Raw genomic sequence first — 25417 nt, forward strand, 5'->3', positions numbered from 1 at the left:
GGAGACAGAGGGAGGAGAAGCCACGGCATTCGTCTTCTCCCTCTATCTCCGCGTCCTCTGCGTCTCCGCGGTTGCATTTGGATTGAGAGGATGAAAGCGGCTTCTGATCAAGCCGCCTCTAACGCCGAAGCCCTACGCCCCTGCACCGCCGCCCCCGCGATCACGCATAGCAGCGGCTCCACCGGCACGCGGTATCGCAGCGAACCCACCGACATCACGTGCACCAGCGAAAAATAGATCGCTGGCGCGACGAGGAACAGCACCACACCCCACGGCAGCCCGCGCCGCCATAGGCCGAGGATGATCAGCACGTACAGCGGCAGCGCGTAAGCGATCCCGATCACCTGATACAACGGTCGGCCGAATTCGGCGCTTAGGGGAATCGGTGACCACGTGCGCGCCAGCTTCACCACGCCCAGCCGCATTGCTTCAAGGGGTCGCTCGGAGATAAACCGCCAGCCGAGCGATTCGAGGTAGTCGGATCGCTCGACCTCGTTCATCGCCTGCAGTTCCGGCATCCGCTGCACGAACGACTGATCGCTCGCCCCCGTCGCGGCGGGGTTAAAGCCGTCGTACAGCGTGATGCCGCCGTTCGTGGTCGCCAGCACCGCCCGGCCGAGCAGCCGCTCGTTGCGCATCGCCCAAGGTGCGAACAGCGCCGTCAGGCAAGCAACCGCTGCGACGGTGATTACCGCGCGACGGCGCCAGCCGATTGGCATCACCATTGGCAGCGCGATCGCCAGCAGCAACGCCGACGGTCGGACGATCGCCGACAGCGCAAGGCATGCGGCCCCTAGAATCGCGGGCCACGCTCGCCGAAGGTCGCCCGTGCTCCACGCCAGCCCTGCCGCCCCCCACGCCAGCAGCGCCGTGAACAGCGTCTCGCTTAGCGCCAGCCCGGTAAAGTAAACGAGAAACGGATTAAACGCCGTGAACGCCGCCGCCAACAGTGACGGCCCCACCGCCAGCCACCGCCGGGCCAGCAGGTAGGTGGCCAGTACAGTCGACGTGTCGATCAGCGCCTGCAGCAATCGCGCCAGGCGAAGGTCGGGCCCGGTGAGCGCGAGAAACACGGGATAGCCCGGCGTGCGATACGCGTAGACATCCTGTTCGAACCGTGGATCGGTGAAGTGCATCACCGCGCCGTCAGCAATCGATTGCGCCAGATCGAAATACTCAAGTTGGTCCGGCAGATCCCGGAGCGCGTCACGCCCGCTGTCCGGTAGCGATAGCGCCCACCCCACCCGCAGCGCGAGCGCGGCGAGTAGCAGCAACGGCAGCCAGAACTTCCGAGGCGTCGCACGATGAGAAGATTCGCCCAGCACCCGCGCTAGGCTACCACGGGCGACCGTTCACGTCCTGATCGCGTGATTCGACCGTGGCGGCTGACACATAGCCCCGGGCTTGCTCGGGTTTTTCTTCGATTGATGACAGAAAGACCCCGGGCAAGCCCGGGACTATTTAGGTCGCAATCCGATATGGCGTCCTAATCCGAGAGGTCATCGCGCCCGCGCACCGCGCTCGCGATGGCGGTCGCCAGTTCCAATGGTGTGACGGGTTTGCTCATGTGCACGTCGAACCCCGCTGCCAGCGCGAGTCGGCGGTCGCCGAGGGTGGCGTAGGCGGTCAGCGCGATCGCGGGGAGGTGACGGGCGTGGCCGTCGGCCTGTTCGCGCTCGCGCAGGATGCGCACGAGCGCGTAACCGTCCTGGCCGGGCATGCCGATGTCGCTCACCAGCACGTCGGGGCGGAAGGTGTCGATCATCGCCAGCGCCTCGTCGACCGACGCCACCGCGCGCGACGTGGCGCCGGCCTCGCGTAGCACGACGGCCACCAGGGAGCGCACGTCCGGCTCGTCGTCCACCGTTAGCACGCGCACGCCCGCCAGCGACGGCTGCGCCTGCTTCTCGAGCCTCGTCGCCAGCGTGGCGGTGGCATGACCGTTGGTCTCGGGCGACACCACGACCGCCGGCACGTCGGCGCTTGCGTCGTCTTCGATGTGCGCGCCATGCGACACTGGCCCGTTCTGCACCGCCAGCAACGGCAGCGCGACGATGAACGTGGCGCCCTTGCCGTCCCCCTCGCTCTCGGCCCGCACCGAGCCGCCGTGCGACTCGACCAGGTGGCGCACGATCGCCAGCCCCAACCCCAATCCGCCATGGCTGCGGCGGCTGGTGCTGTCTGCCTGGCGGAAGCGGTCGAAGACGTAGGGCAAGAACTCGGGCGCGATGCCCTTGCCCGAGTCGATCACGTGAATCTCCATGTGCGACTCGCTGCGCCCCACGCGCACGGTCACGTGCCCGCCGCGCGGCGTGAACTTGATCGAGTTGCTCAGCAGGTTCCACACCACCTGCTGCAACCGCCCTGCGTCGCCCATCACCACATCGGAACCGGGATCGACCACCAGCTCCATGGTGATCTGCTTCCCGCCGGCGGCCAGCTGCAGCGCCTCGATCGATTGTTCGACGATCGCGCCAAGCGAGGTCGGCGTCACCTCGAGCCGAAGCTTGCCCGAGATGATGCGCGACACGTCCAGCAGGTCCTCGATCAACTGAGCCTGGCTGCGCGCGTTGCGCTCGATGATCTCCAGCCCCTCGGCGAGGTCGTCGCCCGTGCTGTTGGGCGTCCGCAGCATGGCCGCCCAACCGAGAATGGCGTTCAGCGGCGTGCGCAGCTCGTGGCTGAGCGTCGCGAGGAACTCGTCCTTCATGCGGTTGGCGTTCTCCGCCTCCAGCCGCGCGGCCTGGCTGGAGGCGTACATGCGGTCGCGCTCCTGCTCGGCGCGCTTCTGGTCGTCGATGTCGGTCGCCGTGCCGAACCACTTCTGGATGCGCCCGTTCTCGTCCTTCCACGGCACGCACCGACCGATGTGCCAGCGATACGCGCCGTCGCTGGCCCGGCGGAAGCGGTACTCGCAGTCGAACGGCACGCCCTCCTGCGCCGACCGCTGCCACGCCATCGTGCAACCGCCCAGGTCGTCGGGATGCACGATCTCGAAGAACCGCAGCACGGTTTCCTCGGCGTTCAGGCCCGTGTACTCGAACCACCGCTGGTTCACGTAATCGCAGTAGCCGTCGGCGTTGGCGGTCCAGACGATCGTCGGAATGCTCTCGGCGAGGAAGCGGTACTTCGCCTCGCTGTCCTCCAGGCGTTTCTGCGCGTCGCGCAGTTCGGCGCGCTCGCGCGATTCCTTCAGCGCACGCGACACGGCCGGCACCAGGCGATCCATGCGGTGCTTCAGCACGTAATCGGTCGCGCCGGCCTTCAGCAGGTCGATCGCCACCTCTTCGCCGATCGTGCCCGACACGAAGATCAACGGCAGGTCCGGGTGCAGCTTGCGCACCTGCGCCAGCGCGTCGGGCACGTCGTAGTGCGGCACGTTGTAATCGGACAGGATCAGGTCGAACTGCCCGGTGCGCACGGCGTCCAGAAACCCCTCGGGGCTGTCGACGCTCGTCACGTCGAACTCGAAGCGCCCATCGCGCAGCGTCTCGATCGTCAGCTCGGCGTCGAGCGGACTGTCTTCCAACAACAAGACGGACAACTTCTTCACGCGCGACATCTCCAACGCACACTCAGGACCACGGCCGCGCATCGCGAGCCGTCAACGGTCGGGCAGATCGGAACCTGGCATCGTGTCGTCATTGTAGACACGCACTTACCATCGACCCGTTGCACGACGCACGAAAAAATGTGCCCCGCCCCATCGCGTGCGCAAATCGATCGCACGCGCGCGTGGCCATTCGGTGGATGGGAACGTCATCGTCGGGACGTCACGCTGCCCGGTGGCGGCTGGTTGATGACGGCCCAGAACAAGCCCATCTCCTTGATCGCCTCGACGAAGTCGCCGAAGTCGACCGGTTTCACCACGTACGCGTTCACGCCCAGCTTGTAGCTGCGCAGCAGGTCCTGCTCCTCGCGCGAGCTGGTGAGCATGACGACCGGCACCTGCATGAGGTCCGCGTCCTGCTTGATCGCTTCCAGCACCTGCAGCCCATCGACCTTGGGCAGTTTCAGGTCCAGCAGCACGACCGAGGGCATGCCCTTGGCGCGAAGCTTGAAGATGCCCTCCATGCGCAGGTAGTGCAGCGCCTCTTCGCCGTCGCGCACCACCACGACCTCGTTGGCTAGGTGGTTCTCGGCGAGCGCGGCGAGCGTGAGCTCGATGTCGTTGGGGTTGTCCTCAACGAGCAGTATCGGTTTCAGATCGGCCATGTGCTGGGTCCTGCTGCTGGGTCTTTCTTGGTAACGAGAAGTAGAACGTCGCCCCTTCGCCGAGCGCGCTCTCGGCCCAGGTGCGGCCACCGTGCCTTTCTATTGTACGCCTGACGTTCGCCAAGCCAATTCCGGTTCCTTCGAAGTCCTCCATTCGATGCAACCGCTGGAAGACGCCGAACAGCTTGTCGCGGTAGCGCGGGTCGAAGCCCGCGCCGTTGTCGCGGACGAGGAAGACGTCTTCGTTGCCTTCAACGCGGTGACCCACCTCGACGATCGCCTCGGGCTTGGGGCGCGTGTACTTGACGGCGTTCGACAGCAGGTTGCGCACGGCCGAGCGCAGCATCGTCACGTCGGCGATCACGTTGGGCAGTTCACCGACATGCCAGGTGATCGTCCGGCTGCCCGCCTCGGCCATCTGCACTTCGCCGATCACCTCGTCCACCAGTCGCCTCATGTCGATCTCCATCGGTCGCAGCGCGGTGCGGCTCATCTGCGAGAAGGCCAGCAGCCCGTCGACCAGCGTGCCGGCAAAGCGGGCGGAATCGGTGATGGTGCGCAGGTACCTGCGGCTCGTGTCGTCCAGGTTGCTCGTGCGTTTCTGGAGCAATTCGGAATAGCCGACGATGTGCCGGAACGGCGCCCGCAGGTCGTGCGACACCGAATACGAGAACGCCTCCAACTCACGGTTGGTGCGCTGCAGTTCACCGGTAAGCGCCGCCAGTTCCTCGGCGCGCTTCAGCACGATGCGGACGATGGCGTCGCGCATCTCGGCAGCCGATTCGATCTCGAACGTCGACCATGCCAGCGACTGGTGGCGCACCGTTTCTTTCCACTGGTCGAAGCTGTTGCGCGGCGTGAGGGCCCGCGGCACCTCGGGCGCGGCGGACGCGTCGCTGTCGGACCCGACCTTGCGCGGGTCGCCGGCCCAATTGACGGTCTGAATGACTTCGGGTCGGAACCACAACACCCACGACGGCCGCGTGCGCGAGATGTTGATCGCAATCACCCCGCACGCCTTGTCCTCGTACGCCGCTGCCGGTGGGTAAACGGGAGCGATCGACTGCGTCGCAAACACATCTTCGGCAGAGCGCCCCTCGATCCACCGCAATAGCCCCGCCACTTGTTCACGCGATGGCGTGGCGCCGACCAGCAGCGTTCGATCGTCGAACACGAGTGCCGCGCCGGTGGCATCGGTGAGCCCCAGCAGTTGCTGCGGGCTGGCGGCCATGGCCTGCACGAAATCTTCGGCGCCGGCAATGCGCGCCAGCAGCGACGTGCGCAGCGACGCGTAGCGGATGCGCGCCTGAGCGGCCTCGGCGGCCTCCAGCGCGGCAACCTGCAGCGCCAGCACCTGCGCCACGTAATCGCATGCCGCCCGCACCTCGAACGACAGCGTGATCGGCGACGCGTGGTGGCATGCGATGAGCCCCCACAGGTTGCCGTTGCGCAGGATCGACACGCTCATCGACGCGCCGACGCCCATGTTCTTCAGATACTGGATGTGCACCGGCGACACGCTGCGCAAAATCGAGTACGACAGGTCGACCGGCTCGGTCTCGCGCGACAGGATCGGCACCGGCTTATAGTGAATGTCCGGGATCTGACGGATGCGGCTGGTTGTGTACAGCCGCCGGGCCTGCGCGGGGATGTCGCTGGCGGGAAAGTGCAGGCCGAGGAACGAGGGCATGTGTTCCGCCCGGCTCTCGGCGATCGTCCGGCCGTTCCAGTTCGCGTCGAAGCGGTAGACCTTTACGCGGTCGTAGCCGGTGAAGCGCCGCACCTCTTCGGCCGCGAACTGCGTCAGCTCTTCGATGGACGTTGCCGACTCCATGCGCGAGACCGCCTGCCGCACGACCGTGTACAAATCGCGAAACGAGAACGGCCGGGTCATCGCCGCCTCGAACTCGACGATGACCTGATCGCCCGCGAGCGATGCGATGACGTCGAACGGCAGGTCGAACCCCGGCAACGTGGTGGTGCAGGCGCAGCGCGCTTCCGCGTTTGATCCGTAAGACGTCGCGACGGCGTCAACCTGTCTCAATGTCGCGTCATCCACGACATCATTTACCGACATGCCGAGAAGGTCAGTCGCCTCTCGGTTAAAATAGTCGGCGGCATTCTCGCTGATGCGACGAATTCTTCGGTCAGCGTCAACAAGCATAAACATGCCATGAGCTTGAATCTGCTCAGGCACATGGATCGGTTCCCGATCGCATTCGGCAAGATTTGCCGGAAGTTGGTCTTCTGCTCGAATGGTCATCGACGAAGGTGACATCGCTTATGTTCCGGCGAAGTTTACCGAGTTCAGCAAAACGGGGGAACCACTGAAAAAGAGCGGGATTTCACTGATTTCGACCCAGGCCAACCAAATATAAGAGGCATTGGCCGCTCGCGAGTTTCTATCGTAAATCATATGCATGCAACGTGTGTCGACGTCCAATCTTGCTCAGTTAGGCGCGGCCATTTCTGGCACCGAATTCGCTCTACTGATCAAGGTGGAACACATGGTGGGATACAACGAGAACGGGTGCGGCGAACTGACATTCGCCGCACCCGCGGAAAGACTTAGGATGTTGAAACGGAGGAAACGGAATCAGTGAATTATGCCTTCGGAATCGTCACGTTGCCGGCAGTGGCAGTCTTATCGACGCCAAGCGAGTCGAAGATTGAGGTGCCGCTGTAGCACTTGACGCCCTTCCAGTGGTACCAGGCGACGTTGCTGTCATTGTCGAACACGTTGAAGTCCGCAGTGACGTTCATGGTCCGGAACGAATTCGTGGTGAAGTTCGGATCGGCATTGGCGATCGTCGAGTTCTGGAAGCGATTCGACTCGATCTTGATGTTCTGGATGGTGTACGGACGGTTCGCCATGTTTCGCAGTTCGAAACGATTGCCCGGCCCGAAGTAGTTGCCGCGGACCGTGATGTCCGTGCTCTCGGCGACGGTCAGGCCCGAGGCCACGTTCCCGTAGAAGCTGGCGCCTTGGACGCGGCCGGGACCGCCGTTGATTTCGATCAGCATGCCGGGACCCTGCTGATTGCTGTTGACGCCGATGTTGTCGTGGAAGAACCCGCCACTGATGACGAAGTCCTTGTTGTGCACGTCGAGCCAGAAGCCGGGGCCCTTGTTGTTGTACGAGTTCATGTTCAACACGTAGAGGCCTTCGGTGCGCGTCATCTTGCCGCCGCCCGATTCCCACGTGGCGCGGAACCCACGAGTGTTGTTGCCGTGAATCGTGTTGTCCACCAGCAGGCCGTTCACGGCCTGACCGGTCAGGCCCGTGTGACCGTTGTTGGTCATCACGTTGTTCTGAATCAGCACGTCGGTGCCGTAGATACCGAGCGCCACGGCGTTCATCATTTCGAACTTCGAGTTCTTCACGACCCAGCCGTCGGTCGTGCGCACCACCGGCTGCTGCGGGAAGTTGGCCGCGTGGCGGAAGTTCAGCCCGTCCACCGTGATGTACGCGGCGGTCGTCGTCGCCATCAGCGTCTGACGGGTTGACCCCAGCACGGTCTTCGAGCGGGCGTCGGCGTTGTCCGGCAGCCACACGTGGACCTTGTTGGCGTTCCAATCGACGTAGAACTCGCCAGCGCTGAGGGCCGACCAGCTGTGCACGTGCGTCAGCATCTTGTTGTTGTAGATGAACTGCTCGGCGTGGCCCGTTTCGGGCACGCTGCCGTGAACGCGGGTGCCGTTCGTGAAGAAGTCCTTGTCCCAGTCGGCGCTGTAGATATGGCTGGACCCGACGCGGCTCCAGCCGCTCATGACGTCGGCCCCGTCGATGAAGACGGTGCCCGGCTGCTGCGCCTTGAAGGTGATCGGCGCGGTCTCGGTGCCGCTCGTCTTCAACGTGACCGACTCGCGGTAGGTGCCGGGCAGGATGACGATGGTGTCGCCCGGACCTGCGAGGCTCGCGGCGTGGTTGATCGTGCGGAACGCGCTCGACGTGCTGCCGCCGCTGTTGCTGTTGTTGCCGCTCGTGCTCACGTAGAAGGTCTGGTCGACCGTCGGGTTCTTGATGGTGACGGTGATCGACGTCGACTTCTGCGCGCCGTCGTTGTCGGTGGCGCGGGCGGTCAGTGTGTACTTGCCGGCGGCGACGTTCAACCAGGCGACGCTGTGGGGCGCCTCGGTCGTGCTGTCGATCGGCGTGCCGTTGGCGAAGAACTCGACCTTGCTCACCTTGCCGTCCGTGTCGCTGGCAGCGGCGCGGATCACGTAGTGTCCGGGGTAGGCCTGCTCGGCGTGGTCGACCGGGTTGATGAACGACACGTTCGGCGCCACGTTGCCGTTGCTGGGCGATTGCGCCGGGATGTTGGGGTTGGTCGTGGTCGGCGGCTGGGTGGTCGTTGGGACGGTCTGGTTGACGACGTTGAACGTCAGCGTCTTGGACGTCGACGTGCCGGTGCCGCTCGTGTTGGCGTAGGCGGTCGCCTTGACCGTGTGCTTGCCGAGCGACGGCGCGGTCGACCAGTAGTCGTTGCCGCTGTCACCGGACAGCGTGAAGGGCGCGCCGACCTCCAGGCGATAATTGGAGTTCGAGTCGTAGCCGAAGCGCACGCTCTTGGTGGCGCCGTTGGCGTTGGCCATGATGTTGATCGACTTGCCGTTGGCCAACGTGCGCACGTTGATCGTGTCGCCGTCCCTGATCTCACCGATGATCTTGTTGGTCGTCGGGTCGATCAGCGAGAAGCTGTTGATCGTGGGCGTGCTGGTGCTGGGAGTCGTGGTCCCACCGCTGACGGCCGAGTTGATCACGTTGATCGCGAACGTCTTGGTCGACGACGCGGTGCCCGTTGCGCTCGGTCCGGCATAGCCGGTCACCTTGACGGTGTGGGACCCGACCGAGGGCTTCCAGGACCAGTAGTCGGCATATCCACCGTCACCGGCGATGGTGAACGGCGCGTAGTTCTCGGTTTGGTAGCTGCTGTTGCCGTCGACGCCGAACCGCACGCTCTTCGTGTATCCGTTGCCGTCGGCGCGCACGCTGATGCCACCGGAGTACTTCGAGAGGTCGATCGTCATGCCGTTGGTGAAGTTGCCGATCACCTTGTCGGTACGGGCGTCGATCAGCAGGACGTTGTTGATCGCGGGGCTGTTCGAGGACGTGAACTGCCCCAGGTCGCCGGGGAGCGACGGGTTCCACGTCGGCATCTCGACCTGCTGCTCGCCGGTCGCGGGATTGATCGTGGGCTTGGTGCCGGTGCCGGTGCCGGTGCCGGTGCCGTTGAGGTTGAGGTTGAGGTTGAGGGACTTCACCGTGACGTTGCCCGGCAGGTCCAGGGCGGTCGGCGGGGAGAGCACGGCGTTGGTGCCCGAGCGGTTGATCGTGTTGTTGCCGTGGCCATCGACGACCATGTCGCCGGGGGCGACCGTGATGTTGTCGTTCCCGTCACCACCGTACACCAGGTCGGTGCCGCTACCGGTGACGATCGTGTCGTCGCCAGCGCCACCGTAGATCGTGGCGCCGATCTCGATCTTGGAGCTGACCGTGATCGTGTCGTTGAGCAAACCCCCACGGATCTGGATGCGCTTCACCTCAGCGAGCGCCACCCGCTGGAGCACCTTTTGACCTTCGGTCACCTGGATGCGCGAGCCATCCTCGGAGAGCGAGAGGTTGATTCGGTTGCTCGCCTGAGCTTCACCGGTGACGGCCAACACCCCGTCCTGCAGGACGGAGGTCGACATCAGGCGGCGATCCTCAAGGGTTTCGATTTTCGTCCGTGCCGTCTTGTTCTTTTTATTGTACGTCATGGTGAACTCATCGACTGGCGGCCGACGCTATTTGGGTGCTATTTCCAGTACTGGAAAACTATTTTCGCGCTACCACTCCATTTGCAATCCAACCAGCCCGCAGGATCCGTCCGGCTTCACGCCCGATAATGGGCGCGGTATCACTGCTGACGGTCGGGGGACCATCCACGGTGCGTGTCGCGTTGCGTCACGCACTTCGAGCGATCTGGTTTTAAAAGGGACCGGGCGACGACGCCGTCAATGCTGACGGTATTAGACGAAACCCACTGCGGTCCAAACTTCCCTAAGTGACGCAGGCGAGACCTGCGTTACCAGCCCGAGTTGCCGAACAGCCCGTTCGTGCAACCCCATATTCGATGGCAATGAAATAAGCCATCGAACAGGACCGTACAAGTCAGATATGCCGGATAAATAACATTTTTTTCCCGATGTGACGCGCCTGCCTGACGATCAGGCAACATTCAGCGACACATCGGAAATATCGAGGGAAAATGTGCGGTGGATCAAACCGTTATGCCGATTGACGGCTCGCGGAATAGGCAATCGCGCGGGCGTATACGTCCAACAGCAAATGCAGGTTCTGCTCGGCGCTGTAGCAGGTCTCAAACTCGCGGCGAACCACGTCGCGCATTGAGGCCAATCGTTGGGGCGCATCCAGAAGGTCGTTGACCTTCGCCACCAGATCGGTTGCGTCGCCCGGGCGGAAGCGCAGTCCCGTGCGGCCGTCGTCCACCACCTCGGCAATCGCGCCAATGTCGGCAGCGACGACCGGCGTGCCCTTGGCGTACGCCTCAATCGCCACGCGGCCGAACGTCTCGTACCACTCGGATGGGAAGACGAGCACCGTCGCCCGCCCGATCAGGTCGTACGTCTCGGCCAACGGTTTCGATCCCAGCGCCTCGACGTTCAACCCACGCTCGCGCGCCGCCTGCACCAAGGGCAGCAGCGGTCCGTCGCCCACCACCTTCAATGGCAGTCGAGCCCCCAGCGTCTCCCAGGCCTTCAGAATCGTGTGAACGCCCTTCTCGGGCGAGAGCCGCGTGACGAAGATCGCGTAGTTTCCGTCGCCGGTGCCCATGCCGGGGTCCGGGTAGACGAAGTTCGGCTTGACGACGATGCGTTCGCCGGGAAAGCCACCTTGGATGTACTTCTGCCGCCCGAACTCGGTCAGACTGTAGAAAAGGTCGACCTGGTCGTGCCACGTGTCGGCGAACCGGTGGGCGGCCGTCATCGCGGCGACGACGGCGCTGCCGGCGCGGCTGTCACGGTAACACTTGTGCAGCACCCCCGGCCACGCCACGGTGCGCCCGAGGCAGTCCTCGCACACGTGTCCATCTCGGAAGAACAGCGCGTTGACGCACATCAACCGGAAGTTCCGCAGCGACTGCACCACCGCCACCCCGCTCGCCTTGGCGGCGTAGTAGCCGGCCGGGGAGATCAGCGGGAACGTGTTGGTGAAGTGCGCGACGTCCGGGCGGTGCTGGCGACACAGTTCGGTGATCGCGCGGTACGACGTGCTGTTCCAGAACGTCTTGCCCGCCACGCGGATCGTGCCGAGCTGCTTCACCTCGTCGTTGTGGACGCGGTACTCGATCACCTCCACACCGTTGGCGCGCAGCATCGCCACCTCAGCGGCGAAGCTCTGGTCCTCGCCGCCCTTCTGCTGGTAATGGTTGTGGAGGCAGAGGACCTTCATACGATGGTGTCGGGAATGGCGCCTGGCGCGTTGCGGTAGGTCCAGACCGCCGCCATACCGGTGCCGAAGATCGTCCAGAACCACGCCGACGCCATCGGGCCTTCCAGCACCACGTCAAAGCCAGCGTTGACCGTGATGGCCGCCCAGAAGATGCCGAGGAACATCAGCAGTCGGTACCACGTCCGCCTGCGCCTGCGGTAGGCGTCGATCGCGCACGTCGCCATGCCCGTTGCCCACGTGAGGTTCAGCAGCACGTGCATGATGAATCCGGGCACGCCGGCGCGAGCCAACATGGTGATGTGGCTGTTGTGCGGGCTGCGCAGCGCAGAGTCGGAGGCGATCTGGTACCCGTCGTCGTCGGCGAGGTTGACGCCGAAGCCCTTGCCGGTCCAGAAGTACGGTCCGTAAACCGTGTAGTCGATGATGTCGCCCCACCAGTTCAGGCGCCATTCCTTCGTGTTGTCGTAGCGCGACTCGCCGCTGGTGCCGAACACGCTCGTCGCCGCGGCCGTCAACCGATCTAACGATACCTCGCGGTTGCCCAGCATGATCGTGGCGCCACTGACGGCGAAGATCGAGAGCGGGATGAAGATGAACATCACCGTCTTCAGTACCGCGCCGGTCACGCCCCGCACCATGATGGCTGAGCACAACTGCAGCATGCACGCGATCTGTCCCGCGCGGTTGCCGAGCAGGAAGACCACGACGAACGCCGGCGCGAACAGTTGCGCCGTCAACTTGAACGACGGGATCGGCGCGATCCACAGGAACGCGCCGATCGCGCCGATGTGCACCAGCGTCTCGCCCGCCTTCAACTCGATGAATCCGATGCCGCTGATGAACGGTGGGAACCCGATCAGCGTGTGGTAGGCGTACGCCAGCGGCAGCACGCAGACCGCGATGCGCCCGAACGAGCGATACCGCGTGACCAACGTCACGATTCTCGCCGGCCGCGACGCTAGGATCGCGCCGAGCGTGAGTCCCCAGATCCCGTAGCCCCATTGGGCCGCATCGCGCGCCGCCAGGAAGCCGTACTGCTCCAGGTACGGCAGCGTCTGCGCCGCGCCCCACAGCAGGTACGGCAGCAGGATGACGGCAGGGAACAGCGTGAAGATCCGCTTGACGCCCACCGGGCAGAAGATCACGACGCCGAGGCTCAGGACCAGCGACAGTTCGCTCAGGCCCATGTACGCGAACCCGCGCCCCATCAGGGCGAGCATCATCAACACGAAGCAGTGGAACTTCAGGTAGACGTCGGCGACCGACGTGGCGCCCAGTTGCGGCAGCAGGTCAGCGCGCGACGGCGCATACTCGACCGACCGGTGCGCGGCGGCGGCGGCGGCGACGGGGTGGGCACGGCTCATGACAACGGTTCCTTCCAGGGACGCTCTACTCTCGCGGCGCGGTGGTCGCGGAGGCCGTCAACGACTCGGCCTCGGCGCGGTCGGTTCCACCGACGGGGGCGCGGGAGGGGCCCGGCGCGCCTGTGGCGCCGGTGCTGGCCAGTGGGCGATCGCCGATCACGCGATCGTACAGCGCCGCGATCTCTCGAGCCTTGGTGGTCCACGAGAACGCGTCGCGTGCCCGGGCCCGGCCCGCCTGGCCCATGCGGTCCCGCATTGCGGGATCGCCCGCCAACCGACGCATGGCGGTCGCCAGGCCGGTGACGGTCTGCGCGGGCGTGCTGGCAGGTACCTTCACGCCCGTCTCTTCGGAAATCATCATCGCTGGGCCGTGCAGGTCAAGGCACAGTACCGGCCGGCCCATCGCCATTGCTTCGAGGCAGACCCAGCCGCCCGAATCGTGCAGGCTGGGATGCACCAGCACCTGCGACTTCGCAAGCAGTTCCATCGCCCGCTCGCGCGGCAGCTGGCCGGCGAAGTGGACCTTGTCGGCAATGCCCAACTCCTCGGCCTCGCGACGCAGATGCGCCATGGCCGGGCCGTCGCCGATCACATCGTACCGACTGCCGGCGGGCAACTGCGCCTCCGCGAAGGCGCGCAGGCCGAGGTGAAAGCCCTTCCAGTCCAGCAATCGACCGACGCTGACGACGCTCAGCGCGCCACCGTTCTCCGGCGCGGCGGGCACGGTGGCGAACTCATCGATTTCGGTGCCCTTCAGGCCCATGGCCGTGAAGACCTCGACGTTGCGCGTGCCGATCGCCCGCATGCACTCGGCCGTCTCGCGCGTGGTCGCCAGCGCCAAGGTGGCCCGCGCCGCCGACCGGCGGACGCTGCCGCGGCGCTCGCCGGCCCATCGCACGAAATCGCGGGCCCGTTCCATGACGCGTCCCTTCAAGTCCAGATCGCTCAGCAGCCCTTTCGGCGCCGATTCACCGCCACCCACCGGTCCCCAGATCATCGGCACCTCGGGCAGCGCCGCGACGCCGGCCGGTTGCCAGTAGCACCCGTAGGTAACGTGGTGGACGACGTCGAACTTCACCTCGTCATGCAGCCGCTGCGCCGCCTGGGCCACCTGCCGTTGCCACATCGCGTATCGCACGTGAACCAGCTTGCCCGGCACGGCCTTGGCGGCCAGACCCGTCAACGGAACGTAGACGAAGCGGATTCGCGACAACGCGCCGGTCTGATCGGCGTTAACGGCGGCCTCGATGTTCGTGCGGTTGTCCGGACGGGTTAGGACCCAGACATCGTTGGACTGGGCAGCGTGCGTCGCGAAATTCCAGCCGATGCCCGGCTCGGAACCCGTGTTCGGGCGACATGCGTACGCGCTGATCAACACTCGGGCCACGACTCGATCCTTTCACGCTCCCGCAAGCTGGCTATACCGTCCCACCGACACCGACGGCGGCGCGGCCCGCGACCTTAAACTGCCCGCACGCCTCACGGTACAACGCAGCTTGCTGGCTCGCGATGATCGGCCAGGTGAAGTTGTCCTGAATCAGTTGACGGGCCGCGGCGCGCATCGCTGCCAGTGGCCCGTCCGCCAACTGCGCCATCGTCGCAAAGGCCTTCGCCACTGCCGCCGCGTCGTCACCGTCTTGAACGACGACGCCGGCGCTGTAGCGTTCGACCATCGCGCCGACGTTCGTCTCGGGCGTCAGCAGCGCGGGCATCGACATCGACAGTGCCTCGAGGATGGCGATCGGCATGCCTTCCCATCGGCTCAGGTGCACCATCGCCATCGCATTGTTCAGCAACGCGAGCTTTTCCGGACCGAACACGGGGCCCGCGAACTGGACGAACTCACCGATGCGTTCGTCGGCCGTAAGCTGTTCAAGCGCAGCGCGCCCGCCACGGTGATCGGGCCCGGCGAGGATCAGGCGTACAGGCTTCGTCCCGGCTGGCAATGAGCGGACGTAGTGCGCGAAGCCCCGCACCATGCGATCCAGGCCCTTGTGGTCGACGGCCAGGCGACCGAGGAAGATGAAGTCGCGCGTTTGGGGAAGCGCGTCGGTCGGTTCGTCAGGCAGATCGACCCCGTTGGGGACGAAACGCACGTTCAGTTCCGGCCAGCGCGCCTTGATCTCGTCGCGCTCGGCCTCGCTGACCGTGTGGATGAACGCGGCGCGCTGCAGCATCGGGCGCTCGCTGATCGCGAGCCACACCGCCTTGCCGATCCGATTGCTGCCGCGCAGCACCGGCTCACCGTACCCACCGTGCGGTGAGACGACGTACGGCACGGTGGTCAGCCGCCGCGCGACGGAGACGTTGTTGGGCAGGAAGACCGAGTGTATGTGGACGATGTCGATCTCGCGTTGCCGCCGGTCGATGAACGCCCGGGTCTCGGCGGGCAAACCGCGCAGCGCGCTGGCGCCGCGCGAGTAGCTGGGCAGATCGTAGATCGTCGTCGTGCCGACCTTCCGTTCGACGATGGACTTGGCCTTAACATCGAGGTGCCAAGCCTCGACGTCAACGCCCGCGGTCGGCAGGTGCATCGCGAGGCCGGCGACGGCCTTGTAGATGCCGTTGGCCGCCTCGAGGCGGACGTTATGCAGGTGCGCGACCCTCATGCCACGCTCGCTTTCGCGCGCGATGCGTCGCCGGCCATGGTTACCGTGGCGTGCGGGGACGCCGTTCGTGGTGGGCCGCCCGCGTCCAGCGCGGCCAAGTAGCGGTCGACCGACAGGTCGGCCGAGTAGAGCTGCGCGCGGGCGCGCAGCGCGTCGCGGTCGGGTTCGACCGACAGCGACCGCTCGATGGCGGCCGCCAGCGCGTCGGGGTCGGACATTGGGGCCAGCTCACCGAACGCGCCGTCGGCCAATATCTCGCGTGGGCCACTGGGGCAGTCGGTCGACACCACCGCGGTACCGGCCGCCAGCGATTCCATGACGACGGTCGGCAGGCCTTCCCACAACGACGACAGCACGAACAGCCGCGCCTTGGCCAGGTAGGCGTACGGGTTATCGACAAAGCCGGGGAGCGACAGGCCGGCGGTGATGCCCAACTCGCCCGCAAGCGACTCCAGCGACGCCCGATGTTCCCCTTCCCCGAGGATCAACAGGCGCACCGGCCGCTTGGCCCGCACGATCGCGAACGCGCGCAGCAGCGTGGGAAAATCCTTCTGTTGGGTCATCCGTCCCATGCCCAGCAGCACCGGGGGCGCCCCCGGCGCGAAGAACGGGTGGTCGACCGGCTCGGCGGCCAGCTCGTTGATCCGGCTGTTCACCATCGGGTTGTGGATGACGCTGACGAGGTCCCGCGGCAGCCCCAGTTCGTCCACGAGGTCGTCGGCCACACCGTGCGAGACCGCGATCACGCCGTCGGCGCGCGGGTACATCCACTGCATCAACGCGACCGCCAGCCGGCCCTTGAGTTGGCCGTGGCTCGCGAGGTCCTTCGACACGTGGTTCTGGACGCTCATCAGCACGCGCGTCTGCACGCCGGCCATACGCTGCGCGACCGAGGCGACGTTGATGTTATCGAGGCAGGAGATCAGCCCGTGGGGCCGCGTTTCCTTGAGGTAGCGTGCGAGCGCGCGGATTTTTGGCAGGATTTTATTGGCGCCAAGGTCGACGATGCGCACCCCCGCCGGCACGCTGGCCAGGTAGGGTCCGGTCGCTCGAGCGAGCACGAGGTCCACGCGCACGCCGCGCGCCAACAGCCCCCCAGCGAGGTTGACCATCGCACGTTCCGCCCCACCGCCCGATAACGCGGGCAGGAAGATCGCGAACTGTCGGGGCGTTGTCTGCATGGTCGCAGCGGTCATCGGTTCCTTGACACACCATCGGCCTACTGGGGGCCAAGCGTTTGCGATCACGGCGCATTCGGCTCGTCAGCCTTTATCGGCCGTGTTCCCCTTTACGAACCGTTTGCGGTCACCGCAACGGCCCGCTTCAAGGCGGCGACCAGTTCGTCACCGTAACGCTGCGGCGCGAACGCGACCCTCGCATGTTCGGCAGCGGCCCGACCAATCGTGGCACGCCGTGTCGCGTCACCGGCAAGCCAAGCCAACCGATCTGCCAGCGCCGCGACGTCGCCCGGTGGGTATAACAACCCCGTGCGACCGTCGTCGATCAACTCCGGCGTCCCACCACTGGCGGTGGCGACGACCGGTTTGCTCGCCAGCATACCCTCTACCGTCGCCCGACCCAATGCCTCCGCACGCGAACAGACCAAAACCGCGTCGGCCGCACGCAGATAGGGCAACGGATTTGGGACGTAACCCACGACCCGCACATAATTAACCAATTGTCGGGCAGCGATGGTAGCGACGATCTTGGCACGATAAGACGCGTCGCCGTCCCCCACCAGCCAGAGCCCCGCCTGCACCCCGCGCCGCCGCAGTTCCGCGATCGCCTCGACCGCTTCGATCTGACCCTTGCCTTCCATGAAGCGCCCCGCGATGGTGCAGCGAAACGTCACGTCCGCCGGTAGGGGCTGGATCGCGACCGCAGCGGAACCATCGGACTCGCGCAGGCTGACCGCGTTGTGGACGACCGCGATGTCCGGACGTTGGGTCAGACCGGCGAATTTGCGGGCAACTGCCCGACTGTTGGCAACCACCCCCTCTGAGCCGGCGATCCAATCTACCATGTTGGGCATGCCGAAGTCGAACGTCCACCCGTGGTCTTCCTGCCCGAATTCCCGGATGTGCCAGACGTGCGGAATGTGCGCGGTCCGCGCTGCCAGCGCTCCGACGGCAATGCTGAGGGTGTTGCTGTAGATCAGGTCGCTGCCCCATCCGCGTGCCAATGCGGCTAAGCGCACGGCTGCCAGCCGGTTGAAACCGTTCCGCAGGCGTCGCTTTATGATCGGCGTCCCACGCGAGACCGACGACGTGTACCGGACGATCGTCACGTCGAACCCTGCCGCCCGCACCATGTCGTACCCCATGCTCCCGGCCATGGGGAAGACGACGCGGCAATCGATGCCGCGCTCGCGCAACAACTGAAGCGTCTCGACGAACGAGTGGTCGGCGCCCCAGGCCCCTTGGCCGGTGTAGAAGGACAGACAGGTAACGATCATCGGTGGCACCTCATGGCGTCACCACCGGTGGGGAAGACTTGGCGGGCGAATCGCCGGGTGGCCCGACCGTCGCGAGGTCGGCCGCCACCGCGACGCTTGCTGTCGGTGGATTGGGCACGGTCTGCACGGGGAAACCACCGGGTTTGGCACCATCCCCGCGCCCGCCGCGGAGCATTTTGAAGATCCCGAGCACGTCACGTAACCGTTGTCGACCGCCCGGCACGATCATCCACAGGCCGAAGTAGATCGCCCCGTAGATCACCGCCTGCGCGACGAGCGCGACGAACGGTTGCGACGAGCGCGGCACGACGATCATCAGTGCCAGCGTCGCGATGGCGGCGCCGATCGAGGTGACGCCTGGTCGCCAGAGCGCGTCCCAAGCGTCGCCCAGGCGCATGTGCGTGCCGCGGAAACAGTACCATAGGCCCGCGGGGCCAACCGTCAATGCGCAGTAGGTGATGCTGAACGCCGCCGCCACCCCTTCGGTGCCGGCGATCTTCAGGCCGATGACGAACGCGATCACCGTGACCGTCGACGTAATCAGGCCCCACCGGAACTGCCGATCCGTGTGTCCCAGCGACGCGTAGACCCACCCGGTGGCGATGTTGAACGTGCCGAAAAACGCGGCCGGTCCCAAGATGCGGAACAGTGGGACGGCACCGCCCCACTGGCTGCCCAGCATCAGTTCGATCGCAGCGTCGGCGGCGACGAACAGGAACGCGACGACCGGCATGCCGAAGAACGTCGCCAGGCCCACAGCCTTGACGTAAAACGCACGGTAGCGTTCCGGCTCGTCCTGCAGGCGGCTAAGCGCGGGCATCGCAACGCGGGTCAACGGGGTGTTGATCTGCAAGATCGGCATCAACACGAGTTGGTACGCCTTCGTGTACAAACCCACCTCGGTCGCGCCGGCGTACTTGCCGATCAGGATGCTGTCGGTCGAGCGGGCAAACTGGTTCACGAACCCGAAGGCGGCGAAGTTCACGCCGTACTTCAGCATGGGTCGCACGTTGCACGAGCGGCTGGGCAGGCCGGGGATCCAGCCCGACGCGATCCACAGGCCGATCGTCATAACGACCGCCTGCAGGACGTACCCCACCACCAATGCCCAATAACCGTACCCATAGTAGGCTGCGGCGATGGACGCGACGGAACTGGTGAGCATCGCGATGACCGTCACGATCGCCTGCACCTTGTAGCGCATCTGCCGCGTCAACAGCGCCCCGTGCTGCGCGCCGAAACCGCTGGCCAGGAACATCAACGATAGGCCGTACCCGATGCCCGTCAGTTCCGGCTTTCCGTAAAACGCGCTAATAAGCGGCGACGCCGCCACCATCACGCTGGCGATGGCGACGCTGAAGAGGATGTTGAACCAGAACAGGGTGCTGACCTGAGCGTGCGTGATCGTGGGCTGCTGGATCGTCGCCGACGATAGCCCCATGTCGCGGAACATTTCCACGAACAGCAGGATCGCGAACAGCATGCCGACCAGACCGAAGTCGTCCGGCGACAGCATGCGCGCCAGGACGACCGTGGTGCCCATGTTCACGCCGAAGCGCATCACCTGCGTGAGCACCGTCATTGCCCCGCCACGCACCGAACGGCCCTTGAGGTCGGACTTGAGGTGGTCGGTGGCGAAGAAGCGGTCCTTATCGGAAGCGTTGCTCATCGACGTGCTGCACTCCGTACCGACAGGGGCGTTCGCTTGCTCCTGTCCCTTTCAAACATACACCGACCGACTGCCGAACCGGTCGCTGCATTGATCCGGCATCCCTCCCGTCCCCCGTCACGCTACACGATTTCGACGGGCGCCCCAATGCGTCGAGCGCAAAATTGCCGCGCGAAGTCTCGGACGGCTCCGGAAAAACGAGAACGGGTGCGGTCGATCGCGCGACCGCACCCGCACAGTATCGGCGTTTGCCGGAAGGTATAGTGAACCGATCAACCGAAAACCGCACCGCGCCAGCAATTATCGTCCGGCGCAACTCGATCCTACACCGCGCCGCGACGCATCAGGACGCTCTTGACCGTTTGGGCGATCAGGGACATGTCGTGCCAAAGCGTACGACGGCGGATGTATCGCAGGTCCATACGCATCCACTCGGCGAACGTCACCTGGCTGCGGCCCTTTACCTGCCAAATGCAGGTCAGACCAGGAGTTACATCCAGACGGCGACGCTGCCAGATCTGGCAGGCGGTCTGCTCGCTGACCGGCAGTGGGCGCGGGCCGACGAGCGTCATATCACCCTTGAGGATGTTGAACAGCTGCGGCAGTTCGTCGATGCTGGTCTTGCGCAGGAACCGGCCGATGCGCGTGATGCGCGGGTCGTGCGTCATTTTGAACGCCGGGCCATCCTGCTCGCTCTGCGCCTTGAGCGCGTCGCGCATCTTCTCGGCCCCGACGCACATCGTGCGGAACTTGTAGATCCAGAACGGACGGCCACCCAACCCGCTGCGACGCTGGTAGAAGATGATCGGGCCGCTCGGTTCCGTCAGCTTGATGCCGACGGCAGCAAAGATCAGGAACGGGCTGGCAATGACGATGCCGAACAGCGCGCCGAAGATGTCGATCGTGCGCTTCCAGACGGGCATCTTTTTGATCAGCAGATTCTCGAGCGGCTTGGTCGCCGGGCCGTCCATCAGGTCACCCGAGACTGTCGCGACGCCCACCGGCGCCAGCTCAGTCTGGGCATGACCGTTGGCCGATCCGTTGCCGTTATTACCAGACCCGTTTGCGCCGCCTTGGCCGTTGCCGCCGGTGCCGCTCGTGTTATCGGGCCCACGACCGTGGTCGTTGGAGCGACGGTGCGGGTGGTCGACGGCATCGGGGCGCTTGGCCGGGCCGTGACCGTCGAGCCAGTCGGTCGGATAGCTGTACACGACGAACGTCGGTCGAGGCGCCTTGCCAGCGACCAGGTCGCAGACGTCCTCGGCGAAGCGCCAAGCGCCGGCGGCGCCGGTGTCGGGCAGCAGCGCGCACAGGTGCTTGTCGTCAAACCAGCCCATTTCGTCCGTGTTGCGGACGCGGTTCATCACGATCTTCACGAGCCGTTGCGAGCTCAGGGAAAACCGGCGCGTCGACTTCACGCGGAACAGCACGAGGCTGAACTCGTGGCCCGTGCGGTCGGCGCGGGCGGTCTCCCGCTGGATGATGCGGTCGATCTCGGCTCGGGAATGAACGCCGCGTAATCCTCGCATAAGGTTTAGCACTCGCGTTCCACTGGTTTCGTCAGACATAAGCGTACGCATAAGACGTTCCCCTGACTTCCGGACAAGCCGGACTGCTGCGTCGACCGCTCAGGTCGTGATCGACGCCCAACCCCTGACACTGGCCTGCTGGCTGGCAGGCCGAAGTTTCGAACCGGATGCGAACCTCTAGACACGTCGCGCGACCGATCGACTGTCCGCATCCACTTATTCTGGTAATTCCGTCGACACCCACTGCCGAACGACGATTCCCAGCTACCTTGTCACGACCGGTCGTGCAGTCACTCTAAAGCGCGACTCATTCCTTAGGTACCATCAAAATCACGGGCTTGGCCAGCCCGTTATAAACATTTACGAATCGCTCATCTGAGCTGCAGGCAACTGCCGGGCGTCGCCGGTGTGACCGCCGGTCCGATAATTCGGACGGATCACGCCGTATCCCATTCCCGAGTAGTACTGGTCGGAGCCCTTGGCCTTCATCACACCGTTGCAGATGACGCCGAGCACGCGTGCCCCGACGCTGTGCAGCGCGTCGGCCGCGAGCGAGGCACCCTTGCGGGTGTTCTTCTCGCTCTTGAGCACCAGCAGCGTCGCGTCACAGATCGCGCCCAAGATGCGGGCATCGGTCACTGGCGACACCGGTGGGCTGTCGAGCACGACCAGGTCGTAGCGCGTGCCGAGCGTGTTCAGCAGCTTGTTGAACGCCTCGCTGTTGAGGATCTCGCTGGGATTGCTGGGGATTGGCCCGCAGGGCAGGATCTCCAGGCCCTTCACGCCCGTCGAGTGGATGGCCTTGTCGAGCGTCTCGCGCCCGGCCAGCACGCTTGAGAGGCCGATCTCATCCTTGATCTCGAAAATCTTGTGCAGTTGCGGCCGGCGGAAGTCGGTGTCGACGATGAGGGTGCGACGTCCGGCCTGCGCGATGGCGATCGCGAGGTTGCTCGCGGTCGTGCTCTTGCCGTCGCCTTGCGTGGGGCTGGTGATCAGCAGCGTTTTGATCGGCTCGTTGCGCGTGCCGAAGTAGATGCTCGTGCGCAGCGTCCGGTACGCCTCGGCGACGTCGCTCATGAACTCGCGCTGCACCTTTCGCCCACGGATCGCGGGGCTCTGGCGGCCGGTCATGTGCGGGATCATGCCCAGCACCGGCATGCCCAGCGCGCCGATGATGTCGTCGGTGCTGCGCAGGCGGTCGTCGGCGTACTCGCGGATGCCGGCCAACGCCCCACCCAGCAGCAGGCCAAGCAGGCCGGCCAGGGCGAGGACCTTCGTCTCTTCCGGCTTGGTGGGCTTCGACGAGGCGTAGGCCTTCTCCAGCACGCGGATGTTGATCGGGTCACCGCTCTTGGTCAGGTCGACCTCGCGGATGCGCGCTTCGAGCGATGCCAGCAGCGTCTCGCGCTGCGCGATGTCGGCAAGCAGTTCGCTGTGCTCGGCTTCCTCGCTGTTCAATGCGGTGGCGGCGGCCTTGGCCTTGTCGAACTCGACCTGCAGCTGGTTCATCTTCGCCTCGGCCGCCGCCACGGCGGCGCGGGCCGAGGGAATGTGCTGCGCGGTCTCCTGCGCCTCGCGAGCATCGGCCAGCGCGATCTGCGCCAGCGTCAACTGACGCTGCAGGTCCGCCAGCCGCTGATAGACGATGTGCCCACCACCCCGATTGTCGGCGGCGACGAACGAGAGCGTCGGGTGCGCCTTGCGGAATTCGGCCAACTCCTTGCGAGCCTGCGTCAACGCGTCGTTCTGCTGGTCCCGCTTGGCCTCCAACACCTTCAGCACCTCGCTGGCGGTGTTCTTGTACTCGGCCGAGACACGGGCGCTGTACGAACCCACGACCTTCTCGACGATCTCGGTCGCCTCGGCCGGCACGGGGGAGTCGAGCGAGACCGTGATCGTCCCGTCGCGCTTGCCCACCTCAACCGCAAGGTTGGACTTCAAGTATTGAACCGGATCGGTGGCGTCGGCGAACGTGACCATCGACCCCGTGTCGAGCTGCGCGACCGCGTCGGCAATCACCGGCGTCGACGTCAGCAGCGTCGTCTGCACGTACACGTAGTTCTCATCGCTGCCCAACACCGCGGCGCCGTCGGCGGCGGCGGTGATGCGCGGCGTGTTCCGCTCGACGTAAATCTGCGAGTAACCCGTGTACAGCGGCGTCGCGTTCTTCAGGTAAAACATCCCACCCACGATCGCGGCTGCAACGCAACCCAGGACCGTCAGCTTGCGACGCCATGCGATCGCCAGCAACGACTTCGGTGTAATCTCGGCGGCGGCGCCCTCCCCGGCGTCAACCATGTGCGCCTCGGCGCCACGGCGACCGGCCGCATGCTCGCCCGAAGTCTTACGCGACAGAAAACTCATCGTACCGCTCCAATGCTCTTTGAGAGGGAATCACCGCGCTTCTTCATCCAACCGGAACCAGTAGCCTTTGGCCCGGCACTACCTGACCAGCCACGGGACAATCGCCCGTCTGACCAGCACCAAGTTGTCAATTCGACACTTGCCGGAAGAAGCTGGACCTTACCATTCAACGTCGAACAACGCAGACGCTTAAATGACCACAGTCCACGATCAGGCACCCACGAAGCAACGTCAATTAACTCCGGAAATCGTACCAAGTCAAGGTGATTCCGCCTGCATGCGGCCTTTCCTGAACGTCTCCGTAGCGAAATCGGTGCCAATTTCGCAAAAATCCTGTTGGGCCTGTTTCGGTCGCTGCTCACCGACTCTGCTGCCCAAAAAAGCACGTCTTACCAGACCTAGCTGCTTACATCTGCCGCACGCGAAGTCGCGATTGGCCAATTTCCGGTCAGTTGCGGACTGCCTATTTTATCGACATTGCCCGAACGATCACTCGAACCCGAACCAGCCAAACCTTTGTCAGAGTGTTATCGGCCCTCGACCGGTTTGGCCTTCACGATCCTTTTCTACCCAACCTCCTGACCCATCATGCGACCGGCTTACCGACGTACATGGACTGGCGGCTGCCGGTCGTGTTGTAGATGTACCCGTCGATCACGTCGGCGACCGTCGAGTTGTTAGTGAACGGTAGCGCCGTCAGCTGCGTCCAGGCGTTGGCCCGTGGGTCGTACGCCTGCACGTCGGCGACGCCCTTCAGGTGAGCGTACTCGCCACCAACGACGATGAGGCGCGCGCCCATCGCGAACGTCGATGATCCAATATGCGATATTCCGCGCGACATGCCCGCCAAATCCGTCCATTTATTGGTGGCCGGGTCGTAGGCCTGCACGGTTGTGCGGGTCGTGAGGTTAGCGTCCGTATTATGTTGCCCACCGATCGCATAGACCTTCCCGTCCAGCGCCGCGTAACCCATGTGACTGCGCGGATCGGGATTGACGGCCTTGGCGACCCAGGTGTTGCTGCCGTCCAGCTTCATCATCCAGTGTTCCCCGCGGTCCCTGCGGCTGGTGTCGACGCCACCGAAGAAGTGCAGGGCGCCGTCGGTGTACACCAGGGCGCCCGAACCCCGCGCTTCCGGCAGCGGCGTGACGCTCGTGAACGTGTTCGAGTCGACGTTGTACTTCCAGACGTTTCGCGTCGCGAAGGACTGGTCGTACCCGGTCGCCTTTAAGCCCGTGTAAGCGCCGGCGAAGTAGATGTCGCGCCCCACCACTGCAACGCCCACGTGGGTGATGCGGGCAGGCAGGTCGGCGATGCGCGTCCAGCCGTTGGTCTTCGGGTCGTAGACGTCGGAGCGCACGATCGGTCCGGCGCTGCCACTGAACCCACCGAACACGTACAGCTTGCCGTCGACCACGCCCTTGAGCGCTTCCGACCGCGTGACCGGGCTGGCCGCATTGCGGTCGCTCCACTGAATCTCGGTGAACTGCGGCGATTCGGAATCCTGCGGCACCAGCTCGATGCCACTGATGATGGCATTATCTTTCGTCGAGAACAGCCGCAGGTTCAGCGTGCCGTCATTCACAGCCAAGTCGAACGACTTCACCACCGCAGTGCGGGCTCCGGCCTCGGCATGCAAATCCAGGTTGCTGATGATGGTTCGCCCCTCGGCCGCCACGCTGAACACGCGCTGGTTGGCGCCGGACATCACGGGCTCGACGAAGTGCAGGCGTAGCGTGTAGTTGCCATTGGCAAC

At 64.9% G+C, this 25417-nt stretch carries 15 protein-coding genes; all 15 read right to left on the reverse strand.

The features are described 5' to 3' along the window. Positions 1–107 precede the first annotated feature (107 nt). Positions 108–1274 (reverse strand): hypothetical protein, encoded by a 1167-nt coding sequence (locus tag VGN72_21625; protein HEV7301950.1) that lies wholly within the window; start codon positions 1272–1274, stop codon positions 108–110. 212 nt (positions 1275–1486) lie between these two features. Next, entirely contained in the window at positions 1487–3553 is a 2067-nt protein-coding gene (locus VGN72_21630; protein ID HEV7301951.1) for a response regulator, read from the reverse strand. A gap of 206 nt (positions 3554–3759) precedes the next feature. Beyond that, positions 3760–4215 (reverse strand): response regulator, encoded by a 456-nt coding sequence (locus tag VGN72_21635; protein ID HEV7301952.1) that lies wholly within the window; start codon positions 4213–4215, stop codon positions 3760–3762. Then, a complete protein-coding gene (locus VGN72_21640) occupies positions 4184–6493 on the reverse strand; it encodes an ATP-binding protein (GenBank protein HEV7301953.1) in 2310 nt (769 codons plus the stop codon). The genes VGN72_21635 and VGN72_21640 overlap by 32 nt, the downstream gene beginning before the upstream one ends. Positions 6494–6819: 326 nt before the next feature. Further along, positions 6820–9975, reverse strand: a complete 3156-nt coding sequence (locus VGN72_21645; GenBank protein ID HEV7301954.1) for a right-handed parallel beta-helix repeat-containing protein — start codon at positions 9973–9975, stop codon at positions 6820–6822. Positions 9976–10486: 511 nt separating this feature from the next. Then, on the reverse strand, positions 10487–11671 hold the full coding sequence (locus VGN72_21650) for a glycosyltransferase (protein ID HEV7301955.1): 1185 nt from the start codon (positions 11669–11671) through the stop codon (positions 10487–10489). Then, positions 11668–13035, reverse strand: coding sequence for an O-antigen ligase family protein (locus tag VGN72_21655; protein HEV7301956.1), 1368 nt, complete (start codon positions 13033–13035; stop codon positions 11668–11670). The genes VGN72_21650 and VGN72_21655 overlap by 4 nt, the downstream gene beginning before the upstream one ends. Positions 13036–13060: 25 nt before the next feature. Continuing rightward, positions 13061–14422, reverse strand: coding sequence for a glycosyltransferase (locus tag VGN72_21660; protein HEV7301957.1), 1362 nt, complete (start codon positions 14420–14422; stop codon positions 13061–13063). 31 nt (positions 14423–14453) lie between these two features. Continuing rightward, positions 14454–15644 carry a glycosyltransferase family 4 protein gene (locus VGN72_21665; protein ID HEV7301958.1) on the reverse strand — a complete coding sequence of 397 codons (1191 nt, stop codon included), beginning with the start codon at positions 15642–15644 and terminating at the stop codon, positions 14454–14456. After that, on the reverse strand, positions 15641–16840 hold the full coding sequence (locus VGN72_21670) for a glycosyltransferase (GenBank protein ID HEV7301959.1): 1200 nt from the start codon (positions 16838–16840) through the stop codon (positions 15641–15643). The genes VGN72_21665 and VGN72_21670 overlap by 4 nt, the downstream gene beginning before the upstream one ends. A 92-nt stretch (positions 16841–16932) precedes the next feature. After that, positions 16933–18099, reverse strand: coding sequence for a glycosyltransferase family 4 protein (locus VGN72_21675; GenBank protein ID HEV7301960.1), 1167 nt, complete (start codon positions 18097–18099; stop codon positions 16933–16935). 10 nt (positions 18100–18109) lie between these two features. After that, positions 18110–19768 carry a lipopolysaccharide biosynthesis protein gene (locus VGN72_21680; GenBank protein HEV7301961.1) on the reverse strand — a complete coding sequence of 553 codons (1659 nt, stop codon included), beginning with the start codon at positions 19766–19768 and terminating at the stop codon, positions 18110–18112. Positions 19769–20091: 323 nt separating this feature from the next. Further along, entirely contained in the window at positions 20092–21297 is a 1206-nt protein-coding gene (locus VGN72_21685; GenBank protein HEV7301962.1) for a sugar transferase, read from the reverse strand. A 360-nt stretch (positions 21298–21657) separates the two neighbouring features. Continuing rightward, complete coding sequence (locus VGN72_21690; protein ID HEV7301963.1) at positions 21658–23661, reverse strand: polysaccharide biosynthesis tyrosine autokinase; 2004 nt, start codon at positions 23659–23661, stop codon at positions 21658–21660. A 586-nt stretch (positions 23662–24247) separates the two neighbouring features. Further along, positions 24248–25417: kelch repeat-containing protein (locus tag VGN72_21695; GenBank protein HEV7301964.1), on the reverse strand; the 1170-nt coding region annotated here is incomplete at its 5' end.

The sequence above is a fragment of the Tepidisphaeraceae bacterium genome (assembly GCA_035998445.1).
Classification (GTDB): domain Bacteria; phylum Planctomycetota; class Phycisphaerae; order Tepidisphaerales; family Tepidisphaeraceae; genus DASYHQ01.